The sequence below is a fragment of the Geminicoccus harenae genome, from assembly GCF_019800005.1.
GTDB classification, from domain to species: Bacteria; Pseudomonadota; Alphaproteobacteria; order Geminicoccales; family Geminicoccaceae; genus Geminicoccus; species Geminicoccus harenae.
Genome location: NZ_JABGCL010000035.1, coordinates 1 through 20,718 on the forward strand (window position 1 = coordinate 1; position 20,718 = coordinate 20,718).

19 protein-coding genes are annotated in these 20,718 nt (G+C 67.4%); 14 read left to right on the forward strand and 5 right to left on the reverse strand.

Annotated elements, in window-relative coordinates:
• On the forward strand, positions 1-324 hold a 324-nt coding region (locus HLA95_RS22885), incomplete at its 5' end, for an integrase core domain-containing protein (protein ID WP_222184643.1).
• On the opposite strand, the gene HLA95_RS22890 is transcribed toward HLA95_RS22885, so the two are convergent.
• Positions 295-1,563, reverse strand: a complete 1,269-nt coding sequence (locus HLA95_RS22890) for an ORC-CDC6 family AAA ATPase (RefSeq protein ID WP_191060006.1) — start codon at positions 1,561-1,563, stop codon at positions 295-297. The two genes, HLA95_RS22885 and HLA95_RS22890, sit on opposite strands and share 30 nt — an antisense overlap.
• 322 nt (positions 1,564-1,885) lie before the next feature.
• Here HLA95_RS22890 and HLA95_RS22895 point away from each other — a divergent pair, with 322 nt between their 5' ends.
• On the forward strand, positions 1,886-2,938 hold the full coding sequence (locus HLA95_RS22895; protein WP_191060005.1) for an NAD(P)-dependent alcohol dehydrogenase: 1,053 nt from the start codon (positions 1,886-1,888) through the stop codon (positions 2,936-2,938).
• An 81-nt stretch (positions 2,939-3,019) separates the two neighbouring features.
• Here the strand turns inward: HLA95_RS22895 and HLA95_RS22900 are convergent, their stop codons facing one another.
• Positions 3,020-3,403, reverse strand: coding sequence for a DUF1090 family protein (locus tag HLA95_RS22900; RefSeq protein ID WP_191060004.1), 384 nt, complete (start codon positions 3,401-3,403; stop codon positions 3,020-3,022).
• Positions 3,404-3,502: 99 nt separating this feature from the next.
• Here HLA95_RS22900 and HLA95_RS22905 point away from each other — a divergent pair, with 99 nt between their 5' ends.
• Positions 3,503-4,336 (forward strand): aldo/keto reductase, encoded by an 834-nt coding sequence (locus HLA95_RS22905; protein WP_191060003.1) that lies wholly within the window; start codon positions 3,503-3,505, stop codon positions 4,334-4,336.
• A gap of 338 nt (positions 4,337-4,674) precedes the next feature.
• Positions 4,675-4,953 carry a hypothetical protein gene (locus HLA95_RS22910; RefSeq protein ID WP_222184644.1) on the forward strand — a complete coding sequence of 93 codons (279 nt, stop codon included), beginning with the start codon at positions 4,675-4,677 and terminating at the stop codon, positions 4,951-4,953.
• 48 nt (positions 4,954-5,001) lie between these two features.
• Here HLA95_RS22910 and HLA95_RS22915 read toward each other — a convergent pair whose 3' ends face one another.
• Together HLA95_RS22915 and HLA95_RS22920 are read right to left on the reverse strand one after the other, a co-directional pair.
• Positions 5,002-5,949, reverse strand: a complete 948-nt coding sequence (locus tag HLA95_RS22915; RefSeq protein ID WP_191060001.1) for a choline/ethanolamine kinase family protein — start codon at positions 5,947-5,949, stop codon at positions 5,002-5,004.
• A complete protein-coding gene (locus tag HLA95_RS22920; protein WP_222184645.1) occupies positions 5,949-6,911 on the reverse strand; it encodes a phosphotransferase family protein in 963 nt (320 codons plus the stop codon). The genes HLA95_RS22915 and HLA95_RS22920 overlap by 1 nt, the downstream gene beginning before the upstream one ends.
• Positions 6,912-7,074: 163 nt before the next feature.
• On the opposite strand from HLA95_RS22920, the gene HLA95_RS22925 reads away from it, so the two are divergent.
• The 3 genes from HLA95_RS22925 to HLA95_RS22935 all read left to right on the forward strand — a co-directional run bounded on the left by HLA95_RS22925 (position 7,075) and on the right by HLA95_RS22935 (position 10,925).
• Positions 7,075-8,457 (forward strand): amidase, encoded by a 1,383-nt coding sequence (locus HLA95_RS22925; RefSeq protein WP_222184646.1) that lies wholly within the window; start codon positions 7,075-7,077, stop codon positions 8,455-8,457.
• 161 nt (positions 8,458-8,618) lie between these two features.
• Positions 8,619-9,119: a GNAT family N-acetyltransferase gene (locus HLA95_RS22930; RefSeq protein ID WP_191061512.1), complete on the forward strand. Its 501-nt coding sequence runs from the start codon at positions 8,619-8,621 to the stop codon at positions 9,117-9,119.
• A gap of 270 nt (positions 9,120-9,389) precedes the next feature.
• Entirely contained in the window at positions 9,390-10,925 is a 1,536-nt protein-coding gene (locus HLA95_RS22935) for an AMP-binding protein (RefSeq protein WP_222184647.1), read from the forward strand.
• On the opposite strand, the gene HLA95_RS22940 is transcribed toward HLA95_RS22935, so the two are convergent.
• Entirely contained in the window at positions 10,918-12,177 is a 1,260-nt protein-coding gene (locus HLA95_RS22940; protein WP_191058058.1) for a Zn-dependent hydrolase, read from the reverse strand. The genes HLA95_RS22935 and HLA95_RS22940 overlap by 8 nt on opposite strands.
• A 212-nt stretch (positions 12,178-12,389) precedes the next feature.
• On the opposite strand from HLA95_RS22940, the gene HLA95_RS22945 reads away from it, so the two are divergent.
• The 7 genes from HLA95_RS22945 (at position 12,390) to HLA95_RS22975 (ending at position 20,708) form a co-directional block, all read left to right on the forward strand.
• Positions 12,390-13,976 carry an ABC transporter substrate-binding protein gene (locus HLA95_RS22945; RefSeq protein ID WP_191058057.1) on the forward strand — a complete coding sequence of 529 codons (1,587 nt, stop codon included), beginning with the start codon at positions 12,390-12,392 and terminating at the stop codon, positions 13,974-13,976.
• Between the two features lie 137 nt (positions 13,977-14,113).
• Positions 14,114-15,091 carry an ABC transporter permease gene (locus HLA95_RS22950; RefSeq protein WP_191058056.1) on the forward strand — a complete coding sequence of 326 codons (978 nt, stop codon included), beginning with the start codon at positions 14,114-14,116 and terminating at the stop codon, positions 15,089-15,091.
• A 4-nt stretch (positions 15,092-15,095) separates the two neighbouring features.
• Positions 15,096-16,013, forward strand: coding sequence for an ABC transporter permease (locus HLA95_RS22955; protein WP_191058055.1), 918 nt, complete (start codon positions 15,096-15,098; stop codon positions 16,011-16,013).
• On the forward strand, positions 16,013-17,845 hold the full coding sequence (locus HLA95_RS22960) for an ABC transporter ATP-binding protein (protein ID WP_191058054.1): 1,833 nt from the start codon (positions 16,013-16,015) through the stop codon (positions 17,843-17,845). Before HLA95_RS22955 ends, HLA95_RS22960 begins: the two co-directional genes overlap by 1 nt.
• 22 nt (positions 17,846-17,867) lie before the next feature.
• Entirely contained in the window at positions 17,868-18,710 is an 843-nt protein-coding gene (locus HLA95_RS22965; protein ID WP_191058053.1) for a DeoR/GlpR family DNA-binding transcription regulator, read from the forward strand.
• A 49-nt stretch (positions 18,711-18,759) separates the two neighbouring features.
• Positions 18,760-19,410, forward strand: coding sequence for a 5,6-dimethylbenzimidazole synthase (gene bluB, locus HLA95_RS22970; protein WP_191058052.1), 651 nt, complete (start codon positions 18,760-18,762; stop codon positions 19,408-19,410).
• 191 nt (positions 19,411-19,601) lie between these two features.
• Positions 19,602-20,708 carry an OpgC family protein gene (locus HLA95_RS22975; RefSeq protein WP_191058051.1) on the forward strand — a complete coding sequence of 369 codons (1,107 nt, stop codon included), beginning with the start codon at positions 19,602-19,604 and terminating at the stop codon, positions 20,706-20,708.
• Positions 20,709-20,718 lie beyond the last annotated feature (10 nt).

A 20,718-nucleotide genomic window follows, 5' to 3' on the forward strand; every position in this document is an offset into this window, starting at 1 on the left:
GCCTTCGTCCACATCTTCGACCGGGTTTGCGCAGAGCACAGCATCGAGCACCGCCTGACCAAGGTGAACCACCCTTGGACCAACGGCCAGGTCGAGCGCATGAACCGCACGATCAAGGACGCTACCGTCAAGCGCTACCACTACGACAGCCATGAACAGCTCCGGGTCCATCTGCAGCTGTTCGTGGACGCCTACAACCACGCCCGCCGGCTCAAGACCCTGCGCGGCCTGACCCCCTACGAATTCATCTGCCAGGTCTGGGCAAAAGAGCCCGACCGGTTCAGGCTCGATCCGTCACACCACATCCCGGGACCGTACACCTAGCAGCCGAGACAGATTGGTATCATTATTTATTGAGGTTGCTTTCTCTTGGTTGTACCAGTCGCGAGCTGCCGCATGAACATCGTTCATGGTTATTTTGCGGCCGTAGGATTTTGTAGCAACTTTAGCCGCCAAGTTGAGAGCGTCCCGAGGAACTCCCTCCACTGCACGGACAAACTCTTCAAACACTGGAAATTGCGTAAATATTGCTTGAATGAATTCATCACTGTTTCTGAACTGATGTCCAGTTGGGTCTGCACTTTCATAATGCTTAAAGATCAATGTTTTGAAAAAGTTAGTCGCATTATGCTGATTATTGTCAAATACTAGAAAGTCGTCCAAATTAAGATCGGCAGATAAATCTGCGCTAAGTTCAAGCCCAATATATTCTCCTTGGTCTTTTATAATTGAAAACCGAAATCTGTGTTCGATAGCTGCAATTTTTAAAGTAATTCCATTAATGGGGGGTATTGTTCTCCTCAAGAGATCGGCAAGGTAGGGTTGCAGATCGATAGGAACTTCGCTCCATTCATCAATGAGTATCCAGATGCGGGGTGCATTAAGAATGGCTAAAACGCTTTCAATTGGTCCTCCGATATTGCCAAATGTGAGGTAGGCAGTCTCTTTGCCGGTGTGTTTTATGCGTGTTCCGGCGTCTTTCTGGACAGTACTTTCTGCTTTAAAGGCTGCATTTCCGCTTGCTGTGGCACCGATAGATACTCCTACGTTGAGGCCGGACATCTCTCTTGATGATGTGGTTGTATTGCTTTCATGTTCGGTCGAGCCTATAACTCGAACCGTAGAAATCGCATTATAAAGAGCATCAATGCGGGTAGTGATTTCTCCGGGATGTGGATGTGCATCAATTTTCTCAAGAGCCAGTTCCACAAGATCGTTATAAAGATGCTTAAGAACATCAATAATCAAGCTTGAAGCTCTCTCGGGAAAACTTCTGCTGTCATCAGAATATATCGATCCATTTGAGCCAATTAAGCGTAAATCTATATAAATTGGCCGCTCATTACTTTCTAGTATTTGCCGAGACATAAATTTTAACGCATGAGTCTTTCCTGTTCCTCTGCGTCCAAATACGATTTGGTTATTCTTTGTGGAGAGGAGGTTAAACATTGGCGGGGAATCTACAAAAGGTGCGATGAGCGTTTCTTCAGTGGCCCGCTCGGCGCGTTGTGTAAAGCCTAGGAGTACTTTGTGGATAGCGAGAATTCTTTCGTTGTCACTCATTCTGCCCGCCAACTAGCCTAAACATTTCTGAGAGGTTAGCGGTATTCTAGACGTGCGTCTCTGCTGGAAATTTGGTTCGGTGGCTAAATTGATCACGGCTGTTACAGGAGAGCCGCTCATTCGTGGGTTCCAGGTTGCTTGCTTGACGGCTGGCCTTGTGCGCCCTTAACGCTTCCTGCGAACAGCGGCCGTTAGTCACGTTGTTTGTGCGCATCGTTGTGGAAAGCCGTCAGTCGCATCATCGCCACTTGTAGGCTTAACATCAGTCGTACAAAAGGCGCTGCAGCGCAGCTCAAGACCCTCCTCAGGGACAAAGGCAATCATGGTCAAAGCTCTCGTTCTCGAAGAAAAGCTGAAGCTCAACCTGCGTGACATCGAGGTCGATGAGCAGCTCGGCCCGCGGGATGTCCGGATCCAGATGAAGACCGTGGGCGTGTGCGGCAGTGACGTGCACTATTATACCCATGGCGGGATCGGGCAGTTCATCGTGCGCGAGCCGATGATCCTGGGCCATGAGGCGTCGGGCGTGGTGATCGAAACCGGGTCGGAGGTCACGCATCTGAAGGTGGGCGACCGGGTGTGCATGGAGCCGGGCATTCCGGATCCGAACAGCCGGGCGTCCAGGCTGGGGCTGTATAATCTCGATCCTGCCGTGCAGTTCTGGGCGACGCCGCCGGTGCATGGCTGCCTCCGGCCGACGCTGGTGTTCCCGGCGGACTATACGTTCAAGATCCCGGACAACGTGTCGTTCGAGGCGGCGGCGATGGTCGAGCCGCTGGCGGTGGGCGTGCATGGCACGGTCAAGGCGCGGGTGACGCCGGGCGATACCGCGGTGGTGATCGGGGCGGGGCCGATCGGGCTCGTCACCGTGCTGGCGGCGTTCGCGGCCGGCTGCGCCAAGGTCTATGTCAGCGACATCGACGAGGGGAAGCTGGCGCTGGCGGAGAAGCTGGCCAAGGTGCCGGGCTCGGTGGTCGGCGTGAACGTGCGCGAGACCTCGGTGCAGGACGTGATGATGCGCGACACCCATGGCTGGGGTGCGGATGTCGTGTTCGAGTGCTCCGGCAACGAGAAGGCGGCGGCGCAGGTGTTCCAGCCGCTGCGGCCGGGTGGCTGCGTGGTGTTCATCGGCATGCCGCTGCACGACGTGGCCTATGACGTGCCGGGGGCGGCGCTGAAGGAGGCGCGGGTGGAGCATGTGTTCCGCTATGCGCATGTCTATCCGCGCTGCATCGCCATGCTGGGCTCGGGCGCCATCGACGTGTCGCCGCTGATCACCGACAAGTTCCCGTTCGAGAAGAGTGTCGAGGCGTTCGAGTATGCCGCGACCTCGCCGAAGGGCTCGGTGAAGATCCAGATCGACATGCCGGACTGAGCCGCAGGTCTCGATCGTACTCCGTCGTGGTGGCCGGCCCCGGGCCGGCCATGACGATGGGGACTGGATAGCCTGAGCTCGTCAGCGGTCCAGGTCGGCCTCGGCCTCCTGCAGTTCCCACTGCGCCTCGCGCAGGTCGCGCCGGGCGTCCTCGATGTCTTCCCAGTCACCCTCGCGCTCGGCGCGGGCCAGGTCCTCCTTGTCCTCCTCGACCTCGCGGCGCTTCTCCGCGACCCGCTCCTCGCGATCGGCGCGCAGCCTGGCGTCGTTGCACTTCTCCTTGGCCTCGACCAGCGCCTTCTGCAGGCCATCGGCCCGCGCGATCTCGCCGGCCGAGCGCGCCTCGTCGCGCTTGATCTCCAGGTCGGCGATCCGGGCAGCGCAGCCGCGCAGCTCCTGGGCATCGGCGGTGGCGGCAAGCGCCGGCAGGGCCAGGAGCGCAGTGGCGAGCAGCACGTACTTCATCGTTGTTCTCCGAAGGGGAGGAGGCCGCGCCGGGGCTGGACCCGGGCGTACACTCGCATATAGCAGGGCGCGGGCGGACGCCCAGGAGGATCAGTGACGATGCAGCAGGTCGAACTGCCGGGTGGCGAGCGGGTGCCGGCGCTGGGGCAGGGCACCTGGTACATGGGCGAGCAGGTGGGCAGCCGGAAGGCGGAGGTGGCAGCACTGCGCCGGGGCATCGAGCTCGGCATGACGCTGATCGACACCGCCGAGATGTATGGCGAGGGCGGGGCGGAGATCGTGGTCGGCGAGGCGGTGGCCGGCCAGCGCGACGAGGTGTTCATCGTCAGCAAGGTCTATCCGCACAACGCTTCGGCCAAGGGCACGCAGGCTGCCTGCGAGCGCAGCCTGCAGCGGCTGAACACCGACCGGATCGACCTTTATCTCCTGCACTGGCGCGGCCGCTACCCGCTGGCCGAGACGGTGGCGGCGTTCGAGCGGCTCCAGCAGGACGGCAAGATCCGCCACTGGGGCGTGAGCAATCTTGATACGGACGACATGGAGGAACTGTTCGGCGTGCCGGGCGGGACGGCCTGTGCCGCCAACCAGATCCTCCTGAACCTGACCCGGCGCGGGCCGGAGTTCGACCTCTTGCCCTGGTGCCGCCAGCGCGGCGTGCCGGTCATGGCCTACAGCCCGATCGAGCAGGGGCGGCTGCCGGCGAGCCCGGCGTTGGACGAGGTGGCGCGGCGCCATGGCGTCGACCGGTTCACCGTGGCCCTGGCCTGGGTACTGCACCATCCGGGCGTGATCGCGATCCCCAAGGCCAGCAGCCTTGCCCATGTGGCGGCGAACCGGCGGGCGGCCGACCTCCGGCTGGACGGGGAGGACCTGGCGCTGCTGGACCGGGCGTTCCCGCCGCCCCGCCGCAAGCGGCCGCTGGAGATGCTGTAGAACCCTGTCCCGCACCCGACAGTGGCAGGCCGGCCGAGGTCCGGGCCTGTTCCAGGCTGCGGCCGGCTGTAGCCTGCGGTTACTCGGGCGGTTGTCGAATAGCCGGGCTGTTCACTTGGAGCGTGAGCAGGTTCTTTTCAGCCGACTGTCGGAAGTATCCTGGAAGTACTTGAATAGGGATGTACATGTCACAGTGCGCCTCCGGTGCCGTTCTTGAACAATCATTTAAGTTGATCGGCCGGGAGGCGGGGGTTAGCGTCGGCGTCGACTTGGGCGGCCTGGAAGAGCATGGCCGGGCAGGTGCACGTGGGGCGCAACTACCAGCATGTGAACGGGCCATGGCGACCTTGAGGTCTGGTTCGGTATCCTTGGGCGGGCCGGTAACGCGGCAGACGCTGGTGATCGAGCCCGAGATGGCCGGGATGCTGGTGCTCCTGCCGGACGAGCAGGTGCTGAGCAGCCACCAGCGCGACGACGGCCGGATCGAGCTGACGATCGGGCCCAAGCCCAGGCGCAGGGCCGCGCCGTCGCTCTGGCCCTGGGTCGCGTTCGCCGTGGCCGGTACTGCGGCCGGCGCGGTGCTGGCCCAGTTCGGCCGGCATCTCCTGCCGTTCTGAACCGGGAGGCCTGAAGGGAGCGGGCCGGAGCCCGCCCCCGTCTCGCGCTCAGATCGAGCGCAGCCACCATTCCCAGCGCGGGTCCAGGATCACGGAGCGGGCGCGCGCCCACTTCCAGTCGCCGTATTTCTGGTAGTCGAAGTCCCAGTCGGTCAGCATCCGGTTCTGGATCGCCCAGCCGGCCCACTTGATGTCGGCCAGCGCCCGGCCGATCCAGACCCTGGCCACGATGTCCTGGCGGATCTCGCCGTAATAGGCCTCGATCAGCTCCAGCGAGCGCTGCTCGGTGAAGAACATCTCGCCCAGCAGCACGCCCAGCTCGTAGGCCCGCTCGTTGTTGGACGCGAACTCGTAGTCCACGATCTTCATGGGCTTGCCCGGGCTGACCAGGAAGTTGCCGGGCATGGGATCGTTGAAGCAGGGCACCAGGTCCAATCCTGAGGCCATGAACGCCTCCTTGGCCTTGCGGTACTGCTTCATCAGCCAGCGATAATCGTGGGGCAGCAGCGCGCCCAGCTGTTCGGCGTCGCGCCAGTGCTCCTCGATCATCTCGAAGATGGTCTTGGTGAGGTCGAGCTTCGGCCCGGCGTTCAGCCGCCGGTAGCAGTCGATCACCGCCTCCTGGATCACCGGGTTCTCGAAGTCGGCATTGGTGCAGGCCTGGTAGCCTTCCAGGAACTCGTGGACCTCCAGCCCGTCGGACGGGTCGAAATGGATGACCTCGGGTGCCAGCCCCATCGCATGGGCGTTGACCGCCGCCTGGTGCGCCACCGCCCGGTCGATGAACTTCTCCGTGCCCGGGCCCGGCACCTTCACGAAGTAGCGGCGCTGGTGGCCGCTCACGCTGATCAGCCAGTTGCGGTTGTTGATGCCGCCCACCAGCATCCGGTAGCGGATTTCGCCGCCATCGAACTGCGGCACCCGCCGGATCGCCACCTCGATCGCCTGCTCGTCGGCGGTGCGCGCCTCGCCCAGCAGCCGTTCCGTCGTCGTCATCAGACCCTCCGCAGCCGCTCGGCAAAGCGCGGCTCGCGGACCGCCTGCCGACAATGGAAGAAGCGCCAGCTCCCGTATTTGAGGAATTCGAGGCTGGGCCTGGTCGACACCTTGGCCAGGAGGAAGCCGATCAGCCCCCAGCGCAGATGGTCGGCGATGCCGTAGAGCATGGTCCGGGCGAACAGCGCCTCGTCCATGCTGCCATGCGCCATCAGGAAGATGCCGCGTGCCTCCGGCTCCTGCTGCGCCGCCTCGACGATGAAGCTGCCGAGATCGGCGAACGGGTCCATGTCGGCGGCCCGGTCCCAGTCGACCAGCAGGACCTGCTTGTCGGGACCTACTAGGAAGTTCGAGGCGTTGCCGTCGCCATGGGCAGGAACCAGGTCGAAGCCGGCCGCCAGGATCGCTCGCTCCGCATCCAGCACATTGTCGACCAGCCAGTCGATGTCCGCGGGCAGCGGCGCCTCGGCGCTGCGGCAGGCATCGTGGAAGCGGCGGATCTCGTCGAACACGCTCACCTGCCGGCCGAGGGAGCCGGTCTTGTGGAAGGCCTGGCGCTGGCGGATCAGGTTGGCCACGATCTCCGGGTCGCGCAGCCGGTCGAGCGTGCCGGTCCGGAAGCCGGCGCAGTCCTCCATCACCAGCGTGTCGTTGCCCAGATCGACCGCGTCGACCCTGGGGCCGATGCCGAGCCTGGCGGCGGTCTTGGCCGCGGCGAACGCGGTGCGGACCTCCACATAGTGGCCGGCATCCGCGTGCATGGTCTTCACGTGCCGCCGGCTGCCGTCCGGCAGGGTCGCCTTGAAGTGGACGCCGTCGACGCCGTGCCAGCCGGGCGAGGCCAGCACGGCGAAGGCCGGTTCCAGCACGATCTGCACCTCGGCGGCATCCGACGCCTGTTCCGCCAGCAGGGCGGTGACGGCGGCGGTGGCGCGGCCCCGATCCGGGTCGAGCTCGCTCATCGGCGGCGGTTCCTCCAGGAGGGAAGCTGTTGTTGGGTTTGCTTCGATTTGGTCGGCACAGCCTAGGAAGGCTCGGCCGGCTCGCAAAGCCGATTCTGCCGGGCCTGCTTGACTTGCCGACCGTGGCGGCGGAGACCGGCAGCAGCGTGCGAAGGGTAGGGCGATGCGGGAATTGTTGGAATCCTCGGCACTGTCGCTGGCGGCGCGATTCCGTGCCCGCGAGGTCTCGCCGGTCGAGGTCGTCGATGCGACGCTCGGGCAGATCGAGCAGTCCAACCGCGAGATCAACGCGCTGTGGTCGATCCGGGCGGAAGCGGCCCGCGATGCCGCCAAGGCTGCCGAGGCCCGCTTTGCCAGGGGCGAATCGGCCGGCGCGCTCGACGGCATCCCGGTCACGCTGAAGGACAGCATCCACGTCACCGGCTGGCCCTATCTGCACGGCACGGCCGCCAACGAGGGCCGCGCGGCCTCGACCTTCGACGCGCCGCCGGCCGCGCGCACGCTGGAAGCCGGGGCCATCCTGCTGGCCAAGACCACCATGCCGGATTTCGGCCTGCTGGCGGCGGGCGTGAGCTCGGCCTTCGGCATCGTCCGCAATCCCTGGGACCGGTCGACCAATACCGGCGGCTCCAGCGCCGGGGCGGGGGCGGCACTGGCCGCGGGCTTCTGCCATCTGGCGGTCGGCACCGACATCGCCGGCTCGGTGCGGCTGCCGGCCGCCCATTGCGGGGTGGTGGCGCTCAAGCCCACCCAGGGCCGCATCCCGCATCTGGTCCCGAGCACCACCCGCTCGGCCGGGCCGATGGCGCGCAGCGTCGCCGATGCCGCCTTCTACCTCACCACGCTGGCTGGATTCGACGCCCGCGACAGCGGCGCGCTGGCCCCGGAAGGCATCGCCTATCACGAGCGGCTCGATGCGGACGTGAAGGGCCGGCGGGTCGGTCTGCTCCTGTCCATGGGCTATGGCGCCCCGGTGGAGCCGGTCGTGCAGGAAACGGTGCGGGCGGCCGCCCGGGCGCTGGCGGATGCCGGGGCGATCGTGGAGGAGGTGGCGCCGCCGTTTGCCTATGACGCCTATGCCGCGATCGACCTGACCTTGCAGGTGCGCGGGCTCGCCGAATATCGCAGCTTCACGAAGGAACAGCAGGCCAAGGTCCTGCCGCAGGTCCGCGACTGGAGCCTGAAGGCCGAGGGCATCGACGGTGCCAGCTATTTCGACCTGCTCACCAGGATCGAGGCGAGCAAGCTGGAGCTGCTGGCCGCGATCGACCGCTACGACTTCCTGGTGACGCCCACCTTGCCATGCGTGGCCTTTCCGGCCGAGCAGGTGGGCCTGGACGTCGCCACACCCCTGGCGCACGCGACCTTCACCGCACTGTTCAACCAGACCGGCCAGCCGGCCTTGTCCCTGCCGTTCGGCCATGACGGGCAGAACCGGCCGATCGGGGTACAGGTCGTCGGCCGCCGGCTGGACGATCTGGGGGTGCTGCAGGTGGGGGCGGTCCTGGAGAAGCTGCGCGGGCCGATGCCGGCCTGGCCGTTCTGAACCAGCCTGCCGGGCGGCTGCCCTCTGCCTGGCGAGGTCGGAAGGACGGGCGGTGCGGAAGGCGGCATTCGCTCCTTCTCACGGGGCGGCCTCCTGCGCAGGATGAGGTCGTGAGCCGTGCGAGGCCCGGCTCCGCGCATCGCCAGGAGGCCTGAAGACCCATGTCCAGCCCCCGCATCCGCCGCCTGGGCCCTGAGGATGCCGCCGCCTACCGGGACCTTCGCCTGGAGGCGCTGGCCACCCATCCCGAGGCCTTCTGCGCCTCGTTCTCTGCCGAGCAGGCGCAGCCGATCGGCTGGCATGCCGGGCGGCTGGAACGCCATCCGGTGTTCGGCGGCGGGTTCGATGGGGAGCTGAGCGGCATCGTCAGCCTGCTCCTGCCCGATGCGCCGGAGACCCGTCGCATGGCCACGATCTGGGGCATGTATGTCCGCCCGGACGCGCGCGGCCGGGGGCTGGGTCGGGCCCTGATGGAGCACGCATTGGGCCATGCCGCGAGCGTGGCGGAGGAGGTCCGTCTCTCGGTGATGGCTGCCAACGAACCGGCCCTGGCCCTCTACCGCAGCATGGGCTTCAGGGAGTATGGCCGCGAGTCGCGCGCGTTGGAGGCGGCCGGCCGCGATCAGGAGGAGGTGCTGATGGGGTGTTCGGTCGCGAGGTGAGCTGACGTGGCCGAGGGCGCCTTTGACGTCCTGCGCCGCATGGATTTGACCTATCGTGGCTGGGCCTATGGCTGGCACTCGTGAACATGTCCTCGCCGCTCGTGCCGAACATGGTCTTGAGCAGATGGCGTCGCCATTGCTGCCATAGATGGCCGCCATGTCCCTTGCTCACCTTCCAGGCTGCCGGGCACGATCGTGCCGTGGCGGTGCGCGGAGGATGATGGGGGCGGCTCTCCGCTTCGGCAGCTCCGGTGCCCCAGGGAGGCGGCGATGTTCACGATCCAGGTGCCTGGCCCAGAGCGGCCCTACATCGCGACCCTGGTCGCGGGGCTGAGCGCCAGGGGGGACGCGCCGGTCATCAGGTTCCCGGGCCAGGACGTCACCGCGGCCGGCTTCCTGCGCATGATCTACCGCCATGCCCGCGTGCTGGCCGGCCAGGGCATCGGCCGGGGCAGCCTCGTGGCGCTGTTCGCGCCGAACCATCCGGAAGCGCTCGCGATCCGCTATGCGGCGCATCTGCTGGGTGCTGCGGCGGTGTTCCTGTCGGTGCCGGGGACGGTGGAGCGCCGGGTGGAGCTGCTGGCGCAGATCGCGCCGGATCTGCTGGTCCTGTTCGCGGACACGGCAGGGCTCCTGCCGGAGGGCGCCGGGGTGCGGGTGGCTGCCATCGGCATCGACCTGCCTGGCGCGCTGCGCCTGGACAAGCTTGCGGCGGGTGAGGCGGGCGAGCCGGTCGAGTGCCTGGCGCACCCGGACGATCTGGCGGTGATCGTCTCCTCCGGCGGCACCACCGGCGTGCCGAAGGGCAGTTGCCGCAGCTTTGCCACCTACTCGGCCATGGTGCACGCCCCGGACAATCCGGGACGGCGCCAGTTGGTCAATGGCCGCCTGGCCTATCTGTCCCAGGTGCTGGTGGACATCACCCTGCTGGGCGGCGGGACGGTCGTGCTGGCCGACCGGTTCGAGCCGGCCGCGACGCTGGCGGCGATCGAGGCGGAGCGGATCACCGACCTGTTCCTGGTCGAGCCGCAACTGTTCGAGCTGATGGACCATCCCGAGGTCGGGCGGCGCGACCTGTCCTCGCTGCGGGGGATCAACCATATCGGCGCATCCGCGCCGGCCGCCCTGCGCCGTCGTGCCCGTGCGCGGCTGGGGCCGGTGATCGCGCACACTTATGGCGCCAGCGAGATCGGCCTGGTCAGCGTACTGACGCCGGCCGAGCACGACCCGGCGGTGCCGGAGCGGTTCACCTGTGCCGGCCGCATCTTTTCGGGCGTGGAGGTCCGCTTCCGTGGCGCGGACAGTACGCTTGTCGCGCCCGGGGAGCCTGGCGGCATCGAGGTGCGCTCGCCCGCCATGGCCATGGGCTACCGCAACCGGCCGGAGCTGCAGGCGGCTGCCTTCCAGGACGGCTGGTACCGGACCGGCGATCTCGGCCGGCTCGACCCGGACGGCTACCTGCACGTGCTCGGCCGCGCCGCCGACATCGCCTGGGTCGATGGCCGGATGGTCAGCCCGACCCTGCTGGAAGACCTGCTGTGCGGCCTGCCGGAGGTGCGCTACGCCGTGGTCGTGGCCGAGCCCGACGGCGCTGCCCGGCTCGCCGCCATGCTGCCCTGGCCAAGTGGCTCGATCGACCTGGCGGCTTGCGAAGCGGCGGTCCTGGCCCGGTTCGGCGCTGCCGTGGCCCGGTCGATGGTCTGGCTGCCGCTCGAGCGGATGCCGCTCACCGAGCAGGGCAAGCCCGAGCGGGTCGCGATCCGCGAACTCGGCCGGGACGCCCTGCCGGCTGGCGGGCTCAGCTAGCGGACGGCCCTTCCAGCACCAGCCGCTCCAGCATGGAGCCCAGCCAGGCGACGCCCAGCTCCAGGTCGGCGGGCTCGGTCCATTCGCGCGGCGAATGGCACAGGCCGTCGCGGCTCGGCACCGCGACCACGACCGAGGGGCAGATCCGCGCCATCGGCATGGCGTCGTGCGCGGCGATGGTCTCCAGGCCCATCGGCGTCACGCCGAGATCGGCCGCGGTGGTGCGGGCGAGGTCGCGCAGGTTGGATGCGAAGGCGCCGGGGGCGCGGTACTCGTCGCGCACGATCCGGTGGGTCACCCGGGCGATCGCGGCGGCATAGGGGATCAGGTCCTGCAGCCGCGAATGGGCATCCGCCATGATGCTCGCGTCGGCCGAGCGGATCTCGAGGAACAGCTTGGCCTGGTCCGGCACGACGTTGGGCGAGTTCGGCAGGACTTCCAGGCGGCCCACCGAGGTGTGCAGGGCGCCGGGGTAGGTGTCGGCCAAGCGGCGCAGGCTGGTGATCACCTCGGCCGCGGCCAGCAGCGCGTCCTTGCGCTTGGCCATGGGCGTGGGGCCGGTATGGGCGGTGGCGCCGCTGAACAGGAGCTCCAGCTTGTGCGCACCCCACCAGCGGTCGAACACGCCAAGCCGCGTGCCGCTCTGCTCCAGCTCCGGGCCGCATTCCACGTGCAGCTCGACATAGGCGGCGGGCTTCGGCGCCTGGTCGGTGCCGCGGAAGCCGATCGCGTCCAGGGCCTCGGCCACGCTCACCCCGCTGCCGTCCCTGCGGGCAAGTGCCTGCTCCAGCGGCAGGATCCCGGCATGGACCGAGGAGCCCAGGAGGCTCGGCTGGAACCGCGCACCCTCCTCGCCGGTCCAGGCGACCACGCCCAGATTGGCGCGTGGCTTTTGCCCGTTCAGGCGATGTTTCAGCGCCGTTGCCGCCTCCAGTGCCGCCAGCACGCCATAGGCGCCGTCCAGCCGGCCGCCCTTGGGCTGGCTGTCGATGTGGGAACCCGTGAACACCCAGGGCGCCTCCTGGCCCGCCTCTTGCTGGGCCAGGGGCATGAGCCCGAACACATTGCCGATCCCGTCGATCCGGACGTCGCAGCCCGCGGCCGCCATCCGTTCCGCCAGCTCGCGCCGGGCCAGGCCGTTGGCGGCGCTGGCCTCGACGCGGTCCACGCCGCCATCACCGGTGCTGCCGATCTGCGAGAAGGATTCGAGCCGGTCGAGGAAGCCCGGCGGGCAGGCGAAGTTGGCGGACAATGGTCGGTTCCGGGACTGTGGGATTAGTGGGTTTCTTGGTATGCGCCGTTGACGCTCGTCGCAAGCCGCGCCTACGCTCACGCATGCTGCCGGGGAAGGGGGCGGGCCCACGCACGGCCCGATTCCCGCAGGGCGGTTCAAGGGCAAGACAACAAGACTTGGCAGGCGGTCGGACGGGGGAGTCACGGCGCCGGAACCGGAGGGGTGGGTAAATGAGCATCTCATCGATCGTCGCACCGTCGCGACGCAGCTTCCTGAAGACCAGTGCGGTGGGTGCTGCCGCGCTGACGTTGCCGGCGCCCTTCATCAAGCGCGCCTACGGCCAGAGCCGCAACACCATGGTGTTCGGCTCGGGCGAGCCGCTCACCGGCAACTGGGACCCGACCTCCCACACCGTGCTTTCCCAGATCAATCTGGAAGGCTACGTGATGGGCCAGCTCTTCCGCACGCCGATGAAGCCCGAGGATCCGACCGAGATCGTCTGGGAGCTGGCGACCGGGCAGAAGATCGTCGACCTCTACACGATCGAATACTCGCTGCGTGACGGCGTGACCTTCCACGACGGCAAGAAGTTCGGTGCCGAGGACGTCAAGGCGACGTTCGAGTATGCGTCGAGCCCGGGTCGCCCGGCCGCCTGGTACCCGGGCGAGTGCGAGGTCGAGATCGTCGACGACCTGACCGTGCGCGTGCACACCAAGAAGGGCAACTATCCGGCGGCGGCCTTCTACTTCCTGGCCGGCTTCCTGCCGATCATGTCGGCCAAGGACATCGCCGACCCTGCAACCTTGCAGGGCCGCCCGAACGGCACCGGCCCGTTCAAGTTCGCCGAGCAGCGCGGCAACACCACCGTGCTCAAGGCCTTCGACGGCTACATGCACGGCAAGCCGCTGCTGGAGGAGGTCCACTTCTCCTATATCGGCGACGCCACCACCCGCGTGCTGGCGCTGCTCTCCGGCGAGATCGACGTCACCGAGCGGCTGGAGCCCGAGCAGTACGATTCGCTTTCCGGCGAATCCAAGGTCACGCTCAGCCGCACGGTCTCGACCGAGAACAAGTACCTGCACTTCCGCTGCGACAAGCCGCCCTTCGACAACCCGAAACTGCGCCTGGCCGCCTGCCATGCGATCGACCGCGACCAGATCCTGGGCGTGATGGGTGCGGCCGGCGAGGCGTCCAACAACTACATGTCGCCGGTGAAGTTCGGCTACACCGACCTGCCGAACTACCCGACCTACGACCCGGCCAAGTGCCAGGAACTGCTCGCCGAGGCCGGCTTCCCGAACGGCCAGGGCCTGCCGGAGATGGAATTCTTCACCTCCATGGGCTTTTATCCGAAGACCAAGGAGTATGGCGAAGTCATCGCCGCGATGCTCCAGGAGCAGGGCTTCCCGATCAAGTTCACGGTCATGGAGACCGCGGCCTGGGGTGCGCGCCTCTACCAGCAGGCCGGCCAGCCCAGCTATGGCGACATGGTCGACTGCGGCTGGTCGACCGGTTCGCCCGAGCCCGACCTGGTGCTGCGCTCGATGTTCTACAGCAAGGCCGGCCCCAAGGGCGGCCTGATCAATGGCGTCCAGGATCCGGAGATCGACGCGGCGCTCAACGCCGAGCAGGCCGAGCCGGATCCGGACAAGCGCCTGGCGCTGGTGGCCCAGGCTGCCGAGGCGGTCGCCGCCAAGGCGCCGTCCCTGTCGCTGTTCACCTCGGTGCTCCTGCACGGCTACCGCACCGGGCTGGAAGGGCTGGTCTTCTACCCGAACGGCCCGATTGACGCGAGCAAGGCCTCCTTCAAGGCCTGAGCAGCACAGCCGTCCGGCAGCGTCGTCGCGCTGCCGGACGGCTTCCGTTTCTTCGACTGCCTAGCTGACCGCTCCGGGGAATGCCGCAGCCTGTCCAGCGGAACCGGACACATTCCAGCCGACGGGAATTCGTCGACATGGGTTTCATCCTGACCTTCCTCGCCCGTCGGCTGGCGCAAGGTCTTCTCATCGTTCTGGTCGTGTCCTTCGCGATCTTCGCGCTCGTGCGCATGGCGCCGGGCGACCCTGCGCGCACCATCCTGGGCGGCATGGCCTCCGATGAGCTGGTCGAGCAGACCGCCCGCGAGATGGGCCTGCGCGACCCGATCATCGTGCAGTACGGGCGCTATCTCGCCGGCATCCTGCAGGGCGACTTCGGCACGTCCTACATCAAGTCCGAGAGCGGCGGCGCCTCCATGGGCAACCAGGACCAGATCCGCAGCGCCCGCGCCTCGGTGGGCAGCCTGATCGGCTCGACGCTGCCCTATACCTTGCAGCTCGCCGGCCTGGCGCTGCTGATCACGCTGGTGGTCTCCATTCCCATCGGGATCGCCGGCGGCGTCCATGCCGGGCGCTGGCAGGACAAGTTCGCCGTCTACCTGTCCTCGGTGTTCGTGTCCTTGCCGAACTTCTGGTTCGCGATCGTGCTGGCCCTGGTGGTCACCGCCAAGCTCGGCTGGATCCCGTCGATCGGCTACCAGGGTTTCGCCTACACCATCCTGCCGGCCATCGTGATCGCGGTGGAGATGTCGCCGATCTTCATCCGCTCGCTCTCGGTTTCGGTCGCGGACACGCTGCGCCAGACCTTCGTCGAGGTCGCAGCCGTGCGCGGCCTGGGCCCAAGGCGCATCCTCTACGGCCATGTCCTGCGCAACGCCGCCGTGCCGATCCTCAACCTGTTCGGCGTGCAGGTGGGCGCACTCTTAGGCGGCGTGCTGATCGTCGAGTACATCTTCGACTATCCCGGCATCGGCCTGCTCACCGTCCAGGCGGTGACCCAGCGCGACTTCCCAGTGATCCAGGGGGTGGCGATCCTGTCCAGCGCCATCTTCGTCGTCGTCAACATCCTGGTCGACCTCGCCGCCGCGCGGATCGACCCCCGTCTGGAAAGCTGAGCCCATGGCAAGCGAGGTCCTGGCCGGCAGCGCCACGCCCCTCCCGGTCAAGCGCCCGGTCGGGCCGACCCGGCGCCTGTGGGCGACCGCCTGGAAGCGTCCGGAATTCAAGGTCGGCCTGATCATCTTCCTGTTCCTGATCGGCCTGGCGGTGATCTTCCCGTTCTTCACCGAGCTCTCCCCGGTGAAGATCTCGGTGAAGGACAAGTTCCTGCCGCCCTTCTTCCTGGAAGGCGGCAGCTTCGCCCATCCGCTCGGCACCGACCAGCTCGGCCGCGACCTGTTCATCCGCTCGCTGATCGGGCTGCAGAACGCGCTGCTGATCAGCTTCTCCACCGTGATCCTGATGTTCCTGATCGGCACCGCGGTGGGCTTGGTCGCGGGCTACAAGGGCGGCTGGGTCGACACGATCCTGATGCGGCTGACCGACGCCCAGCTCTCGATCCCGCTGATCATCCTGGCGATCGTGATCCTGACCATCACAAGGCCCACGCCGCTCACGGTGATCCTGGTGCTGGCACTGGCGAGCTGGCCGGCCTATGCGCGCGTCACCCGCAGCGTGGCGCTGACCGAGCGGCGCCGGGAATATGTGCGCGGTGCGAAGATCCTGGGCGCCTCGGACCTGCGCATCATGCTGGTGCTGGTGGCCCCGAACATCCTGCCGCCGATCGCCTTCGTCGCGATCCTGGACGTGGCGCGCATGATGATCTTCGAGGCGATCCTGGGCTTCATCGGCATCGGCGTGCAGCCGCCGACCCCCACCTTCGGCACGATCATCTCGGATGGGCGCAAGTACCTGATCAATGCCTGGTGGATCGCGACCATGCCGGGCGCGTTCCTGTTCCTTTCGCTGCTGTCCTTGAACCTGATGGGCGCCTCCCTGGAGCGCGCGCGCAACATGCTGCTGCGGGGCACGATCTGATGACGGGCAAGCAAGCCACGCTGCTCGAGGTCAAGGACCTCTCCATCGAGCTGATCCGCGGCCAGGAGCGCCGTCCTGTGCTGGATCGGGTCTCGTTCAGCCTGGAAGAGCGGGCCGTGCTGGGCCTGATCGGCGAGAGCGGCTCGGGCAAGACCATCCTGGCCAAGGCTATCGCCGGCTGGATCGCCCCGCCCTTGTTCCGCAAGGGCGGTCAGGTGCTTTATCGCGGCCGCGACCTGTTCGGCCTGTCCGAGGCCGATACCCGGGCGCTGCGCGGCCGGCATATCGGCTATATCGGGGCGGATCCCGGCAGCTCGTTTGACCCCACCATCCCGGTGGGCGTGCAGATCGCCGAGAAGCTGCGCGCGGTCAGGCCGGACATCCCGATGGCGCAGGCCGCCAAGCGCACCATCGAGCTGCTCGACCGGGTGCGCATCCCCTCGGCTGCCCGCCGCTACCGCGAGTACCCCAGCCAGTATTCGGGCGGCATGCTCCAGCGCGCCATGATCGTGGACGCGCTGGTGGCCGAGCCCACCCTCCTGGTCTGCGACAACGTCACCCAGCCGCTGGACGTAACCGTCGCGGCCCAGATCGTGCGCCTGCTGCGCGACCTGCGCGAGGACATCAAGGCCGGCATCCTGTTCATCACGACCTCGGTGCCGGTGGTCTCGGAGATCGCCGACGACCTCTTGGTCCTGTCCAAGGGCCGGGTCGTCGAGCGCACCACGCCGGCCCGCATGGTCGCAGCCCCCGAGCATGCCTATTCGCGCGAGCTTTTGGAGCGGATGCCGCGGATCTGGACCGAGCAGCCGCCCTTGCGCTCCACCGTCGACGCGCAGGCGGCGCGGGCGAAGGCGGGCGGCAAGACCCAGCCGATCCTGTCGGTCCAGGACGTCACCAAGCATTACAGCGTGCCGGACCGCGACCGGTTCTTCGGCAAGCAGATCGTCCAGGCGGTGCGCGGCGTCACCTTCGACGTGTTCCCCGGCGACAATTTCGGCCTGGTCGGCGAATCGGGCTGCGGCAAGTCCACCCTGTCCCGCCTGCTCTCCTGGGTGGAGCCGCCGGATTCGGGGAGCATCCTGTTCGACGGCAAGGACATCGCCACCATGTCGGCGCGCGAGCGCCTGACCATGCGCCGCGGCTTCCAGCTCCTCCTCCAGGACCCCTACAACTGCATCCCGCCCAACCTGCCGGTCGGCCGCACCATCGGCTTCTCGCTCCAGGTCCATGGCGCCGGACGCAAGGAGATCCAGGAGAAGGTCGACGCGGTGATGGCCGAGGTGGGGCTGCCGCGCGAGCTGGCCGAGCGCCTGCCGATCGGCCTGTCCGCCGGCCAGCGCCAGCGCATCAACATCGCCCGCGCCCTGGTGCTGGAGCCGCGGCTGATGATCCTGGACGAGACCCTGTCCTCGCTCGACCCGATGGAGCAGGCGCGCCTGCTCGACCTGTTCGAGAAGCTCCAGGCGAGCCACGGCCTGACCTATCTGTTCATCAGCCATGACCTGGCCATGGTGCGGAAGGTCTGCACCCGGATCGCGGTCATGTATCTGGGCAAGGTGGTGGAGCTGGCCGACAACCAGACCGTGTTCATGAAGCCGGCCCATCCCTACACCAAGGCGATGCTCTCGGCCGTGCCGGTCCTGGAGGAGAAGCCGTACCGGGCCGAGGACTGCCTCCTGGAGGGCGAGCCGCCCAGCCCGATCGACATCCCCGAGGGCTGCAGCTTCCGCCCGCGCTGCCCGCTCGCGATCGGCCGCTGTGCCCAGCAGGAGCCCGGGCTGAAGGTGGTGGCACCTCATGAGTATGCGGCCTGCCACCTCGCGGCCTGACCATGTCCCCGATGAGGGGGACATGCCGGGCCGCATCCGCTCGCTCGCCAGGAAGGCGGTGCTCGTGAGCTCGTCCCCGCTCACCCGGCACCGCCACGAGGTGATCCTGCGCCGCCTGGAGCGCGAGCCGCGCGTGCGGGTCGCGGGCTTGGCCCGGGAGCTGGCGGTCAGCGAGGAAACGATCCGGCGCGACCTGGACGAGCTGGAGGCGCGCGGCCGGCTGCGCCGCATCCATGGCGGTGCCGTGCCGTTCCGCCCCGACCAGGAGCAGCCGCTGGGCGAGCGCGAGCGCATCCGGCCCAAGGAGAAGGCCAAGATCGCCCAGATCGCGGCGGGCCTGGTCGAGGACGGGATGACCGTGTTCGTCGACACCGGCTCCACGCCCTTGGCGTTCGCCCGCGCCCTGGTCGGCAAGCGCGACGTCCAGCTCGTCACCAACTCGCTCGACATCGCCCAGTTGCTCGCGTCCGAGCCAGGATTACGCATCAAGGTGACGCCCGGCTGGCTGCGCGCCAACGACAATGCGCTGCTGGGCGGCGACACGGTGGCCTTCGTGCGCCGCTTCGTGTTCGACATCGCGGTGATGGGGATCGCCGCCTGCGATGCCCAGCACGGCTGGATGGACTATGCCGAGGAGGAATCCGACCTGCGCCGGATCCTCTACGGCCAGGCGCGCCGCAACGTCCTGATCTGCGACGAGAGCAAGTTCGGCCGGCGTGCTTCGGTGCGCACCTTCGAGCTCGGCACGCTGCTCACCGTCGTCACCAACCGCCCGCCGCCCGAGCCGTTCGCCAAGGCATTCCGCGAGAACACCGTCGAGGTGCTGTGCGAGCGGCCTAACGGCCGGTCAGGGCGACAGCGCTGATCCCACATGGCAGGATGCCCTGACGGAGATTCTCGACAGGGCAGGGGAGATGGATCGGCCGACCCGCAGCGCCACGTTCGGCTCGCTGTTCGTCCGGCAACTGGAAGAGCTGCTGGTCTGGCGCCGCGACGTCCGCCGCTTCCGCTCCGACCCGATCGCGCCGGGCGAGATGGACGAACTGCTGCGCCTGGCCTGCCTCGCACCCTCGGTCGGCAATGCCCAGCCCTGGCGCTTCGTGCGGGTGCGCTCGGTCGAATTGCGCACGAAGCTGGCGCGGCATGTCGACCTGCAGAACCAGCTGGCCGCGGCCGCCTATGAGGGCGAGGCGCAGGCGCGCTACCGGCAACTGAAGCTGCACGGGCTGCGCGAGGCGCCGGAGATCCTGGCCGTGTTCGCCGACGAGGCGCCGACGGCAGGCCATGGGCTCGGTCGGCGCACCATGCCCGAGACCCTGCGCTATTCCACGGCGCTGGCGATCCACACCTTCTGGCTGGCCGCCCGGGCGCGCGGCATCGGGGTCGGCTGGGTGTCGATCCTGGATCCGGTAGGTGTCGCCGGCCTGCTGGACGTGCCGAAGGCCTGGGCGTTCGTGGCCCTGCTCTGCGTCGGCCGGCCGGAAGAGGAGCACAGCGTGCCCGAGCTGGAGCGGGCCGGCTGGCAGGCGCGGCTCGACTGGCGGGAGTTCGTGACCGAGCGCTGAGCGCCGGCAGCCTGCGGCGTCGTGGCCGATCCGGACAGGCCGGGCTTGCCAGCTTCTTCTTCCGCTTGGCAGAAGACCGCCAGCGCGAGCCGCACGTCACGATGCCGACACATGCCCGTCACATGGGCCTGCTACGGTCGCTCGTGTCTGGTGCCCGCCATTTCCATCCGACCGGGAAACGCCCTCCGCAAATGAACAAGCAGCGCATCGACGGCGTCGATTTCTGGCGCGGACTCGTGCTGATCGTGATTTTCATCAACCACCTGCCGGGTAACTATTTCGAGAACTGGACGCCGCGCAATTACGGCTTCTCCGATTCGGCCGAGGCGTTCGTGTTCCTGTCCGGGGTCGCCGTGGCGCTGGCCTATGCGGGGCGGATGCTGAAAGGTGATTTGGTCGCGGTCCTGACCGGCCTCGGCCGGCGCGCCCGGCTGCTCTATTTCTGGCATCTGGGCCTGACCTTCATCGCCTGCGTGCTGTTCGCCACCGCCGATTATCTGATCGAGCACATGGCGTTCATGACCGAGCATGGCCGCGACCTGCTGCTGGCGGCCCCGCTGGACGCGCTGCTGGGCATTCTCGGGCTCGGCCACCAGCTGGGCTACTTCAACATCCTGCCGCTCTATTTCGTGCTGCTGGCCGTGGCCCCGGTCCTGCTCTGGCTGTCCGCCCGCTCGCTCGCCGCCATGCTGGCGGCATCGGGCCTGGTCTATCTCGGGGCCACGGCGACCGGGCTGAACCTGCCGAGCTGGCCGGTCGCGGGGGTGTGGTTCTTCAATCCGTTCGCCTGGCAGTTCATCTTTGCGATCGGCATCGCCGTGGGCTTCCTGATCCGTACCGGCCAGGCGATCCCGCGCCTGGGCCCGTTGCTGCTGGCGGCATTGGCCTGCAACCTGACCGGTGCGCTCCTGGTCTCCGACCTGTTCGGGCAGTCGCCGGGCCTGCTCGCCTCCATGACCTGGCTGGACGCCTACAAGTCCAAGACCGACCTCGGCATCGTGCGCCTCCTCGACTTCCTGGCGCTGGCCTATGTCCTCCACACGCTCCGGGTCACCGCCTGGCTGCGCGGGCGCGCGATCTTCGCCCCGCTGGCGCGCATGGGGCGGCACGGGCTCGCGATCTTCGCCGCCGGCTGCATCCTCACCGTGATCGGCCAGATCGCGATGCGCTCCTGGAACACCAACTGGGTGTTCGACTTGGCCTTCATCGGGCTGGGCGTCGTGCTGTTCGACCAGCTGGCGCGGCTGCTCGACGAGAGCAGGCTGCGGGCGGTGCAGGCAAAGGCGACCGTGGCCTGACCGGCAGGGC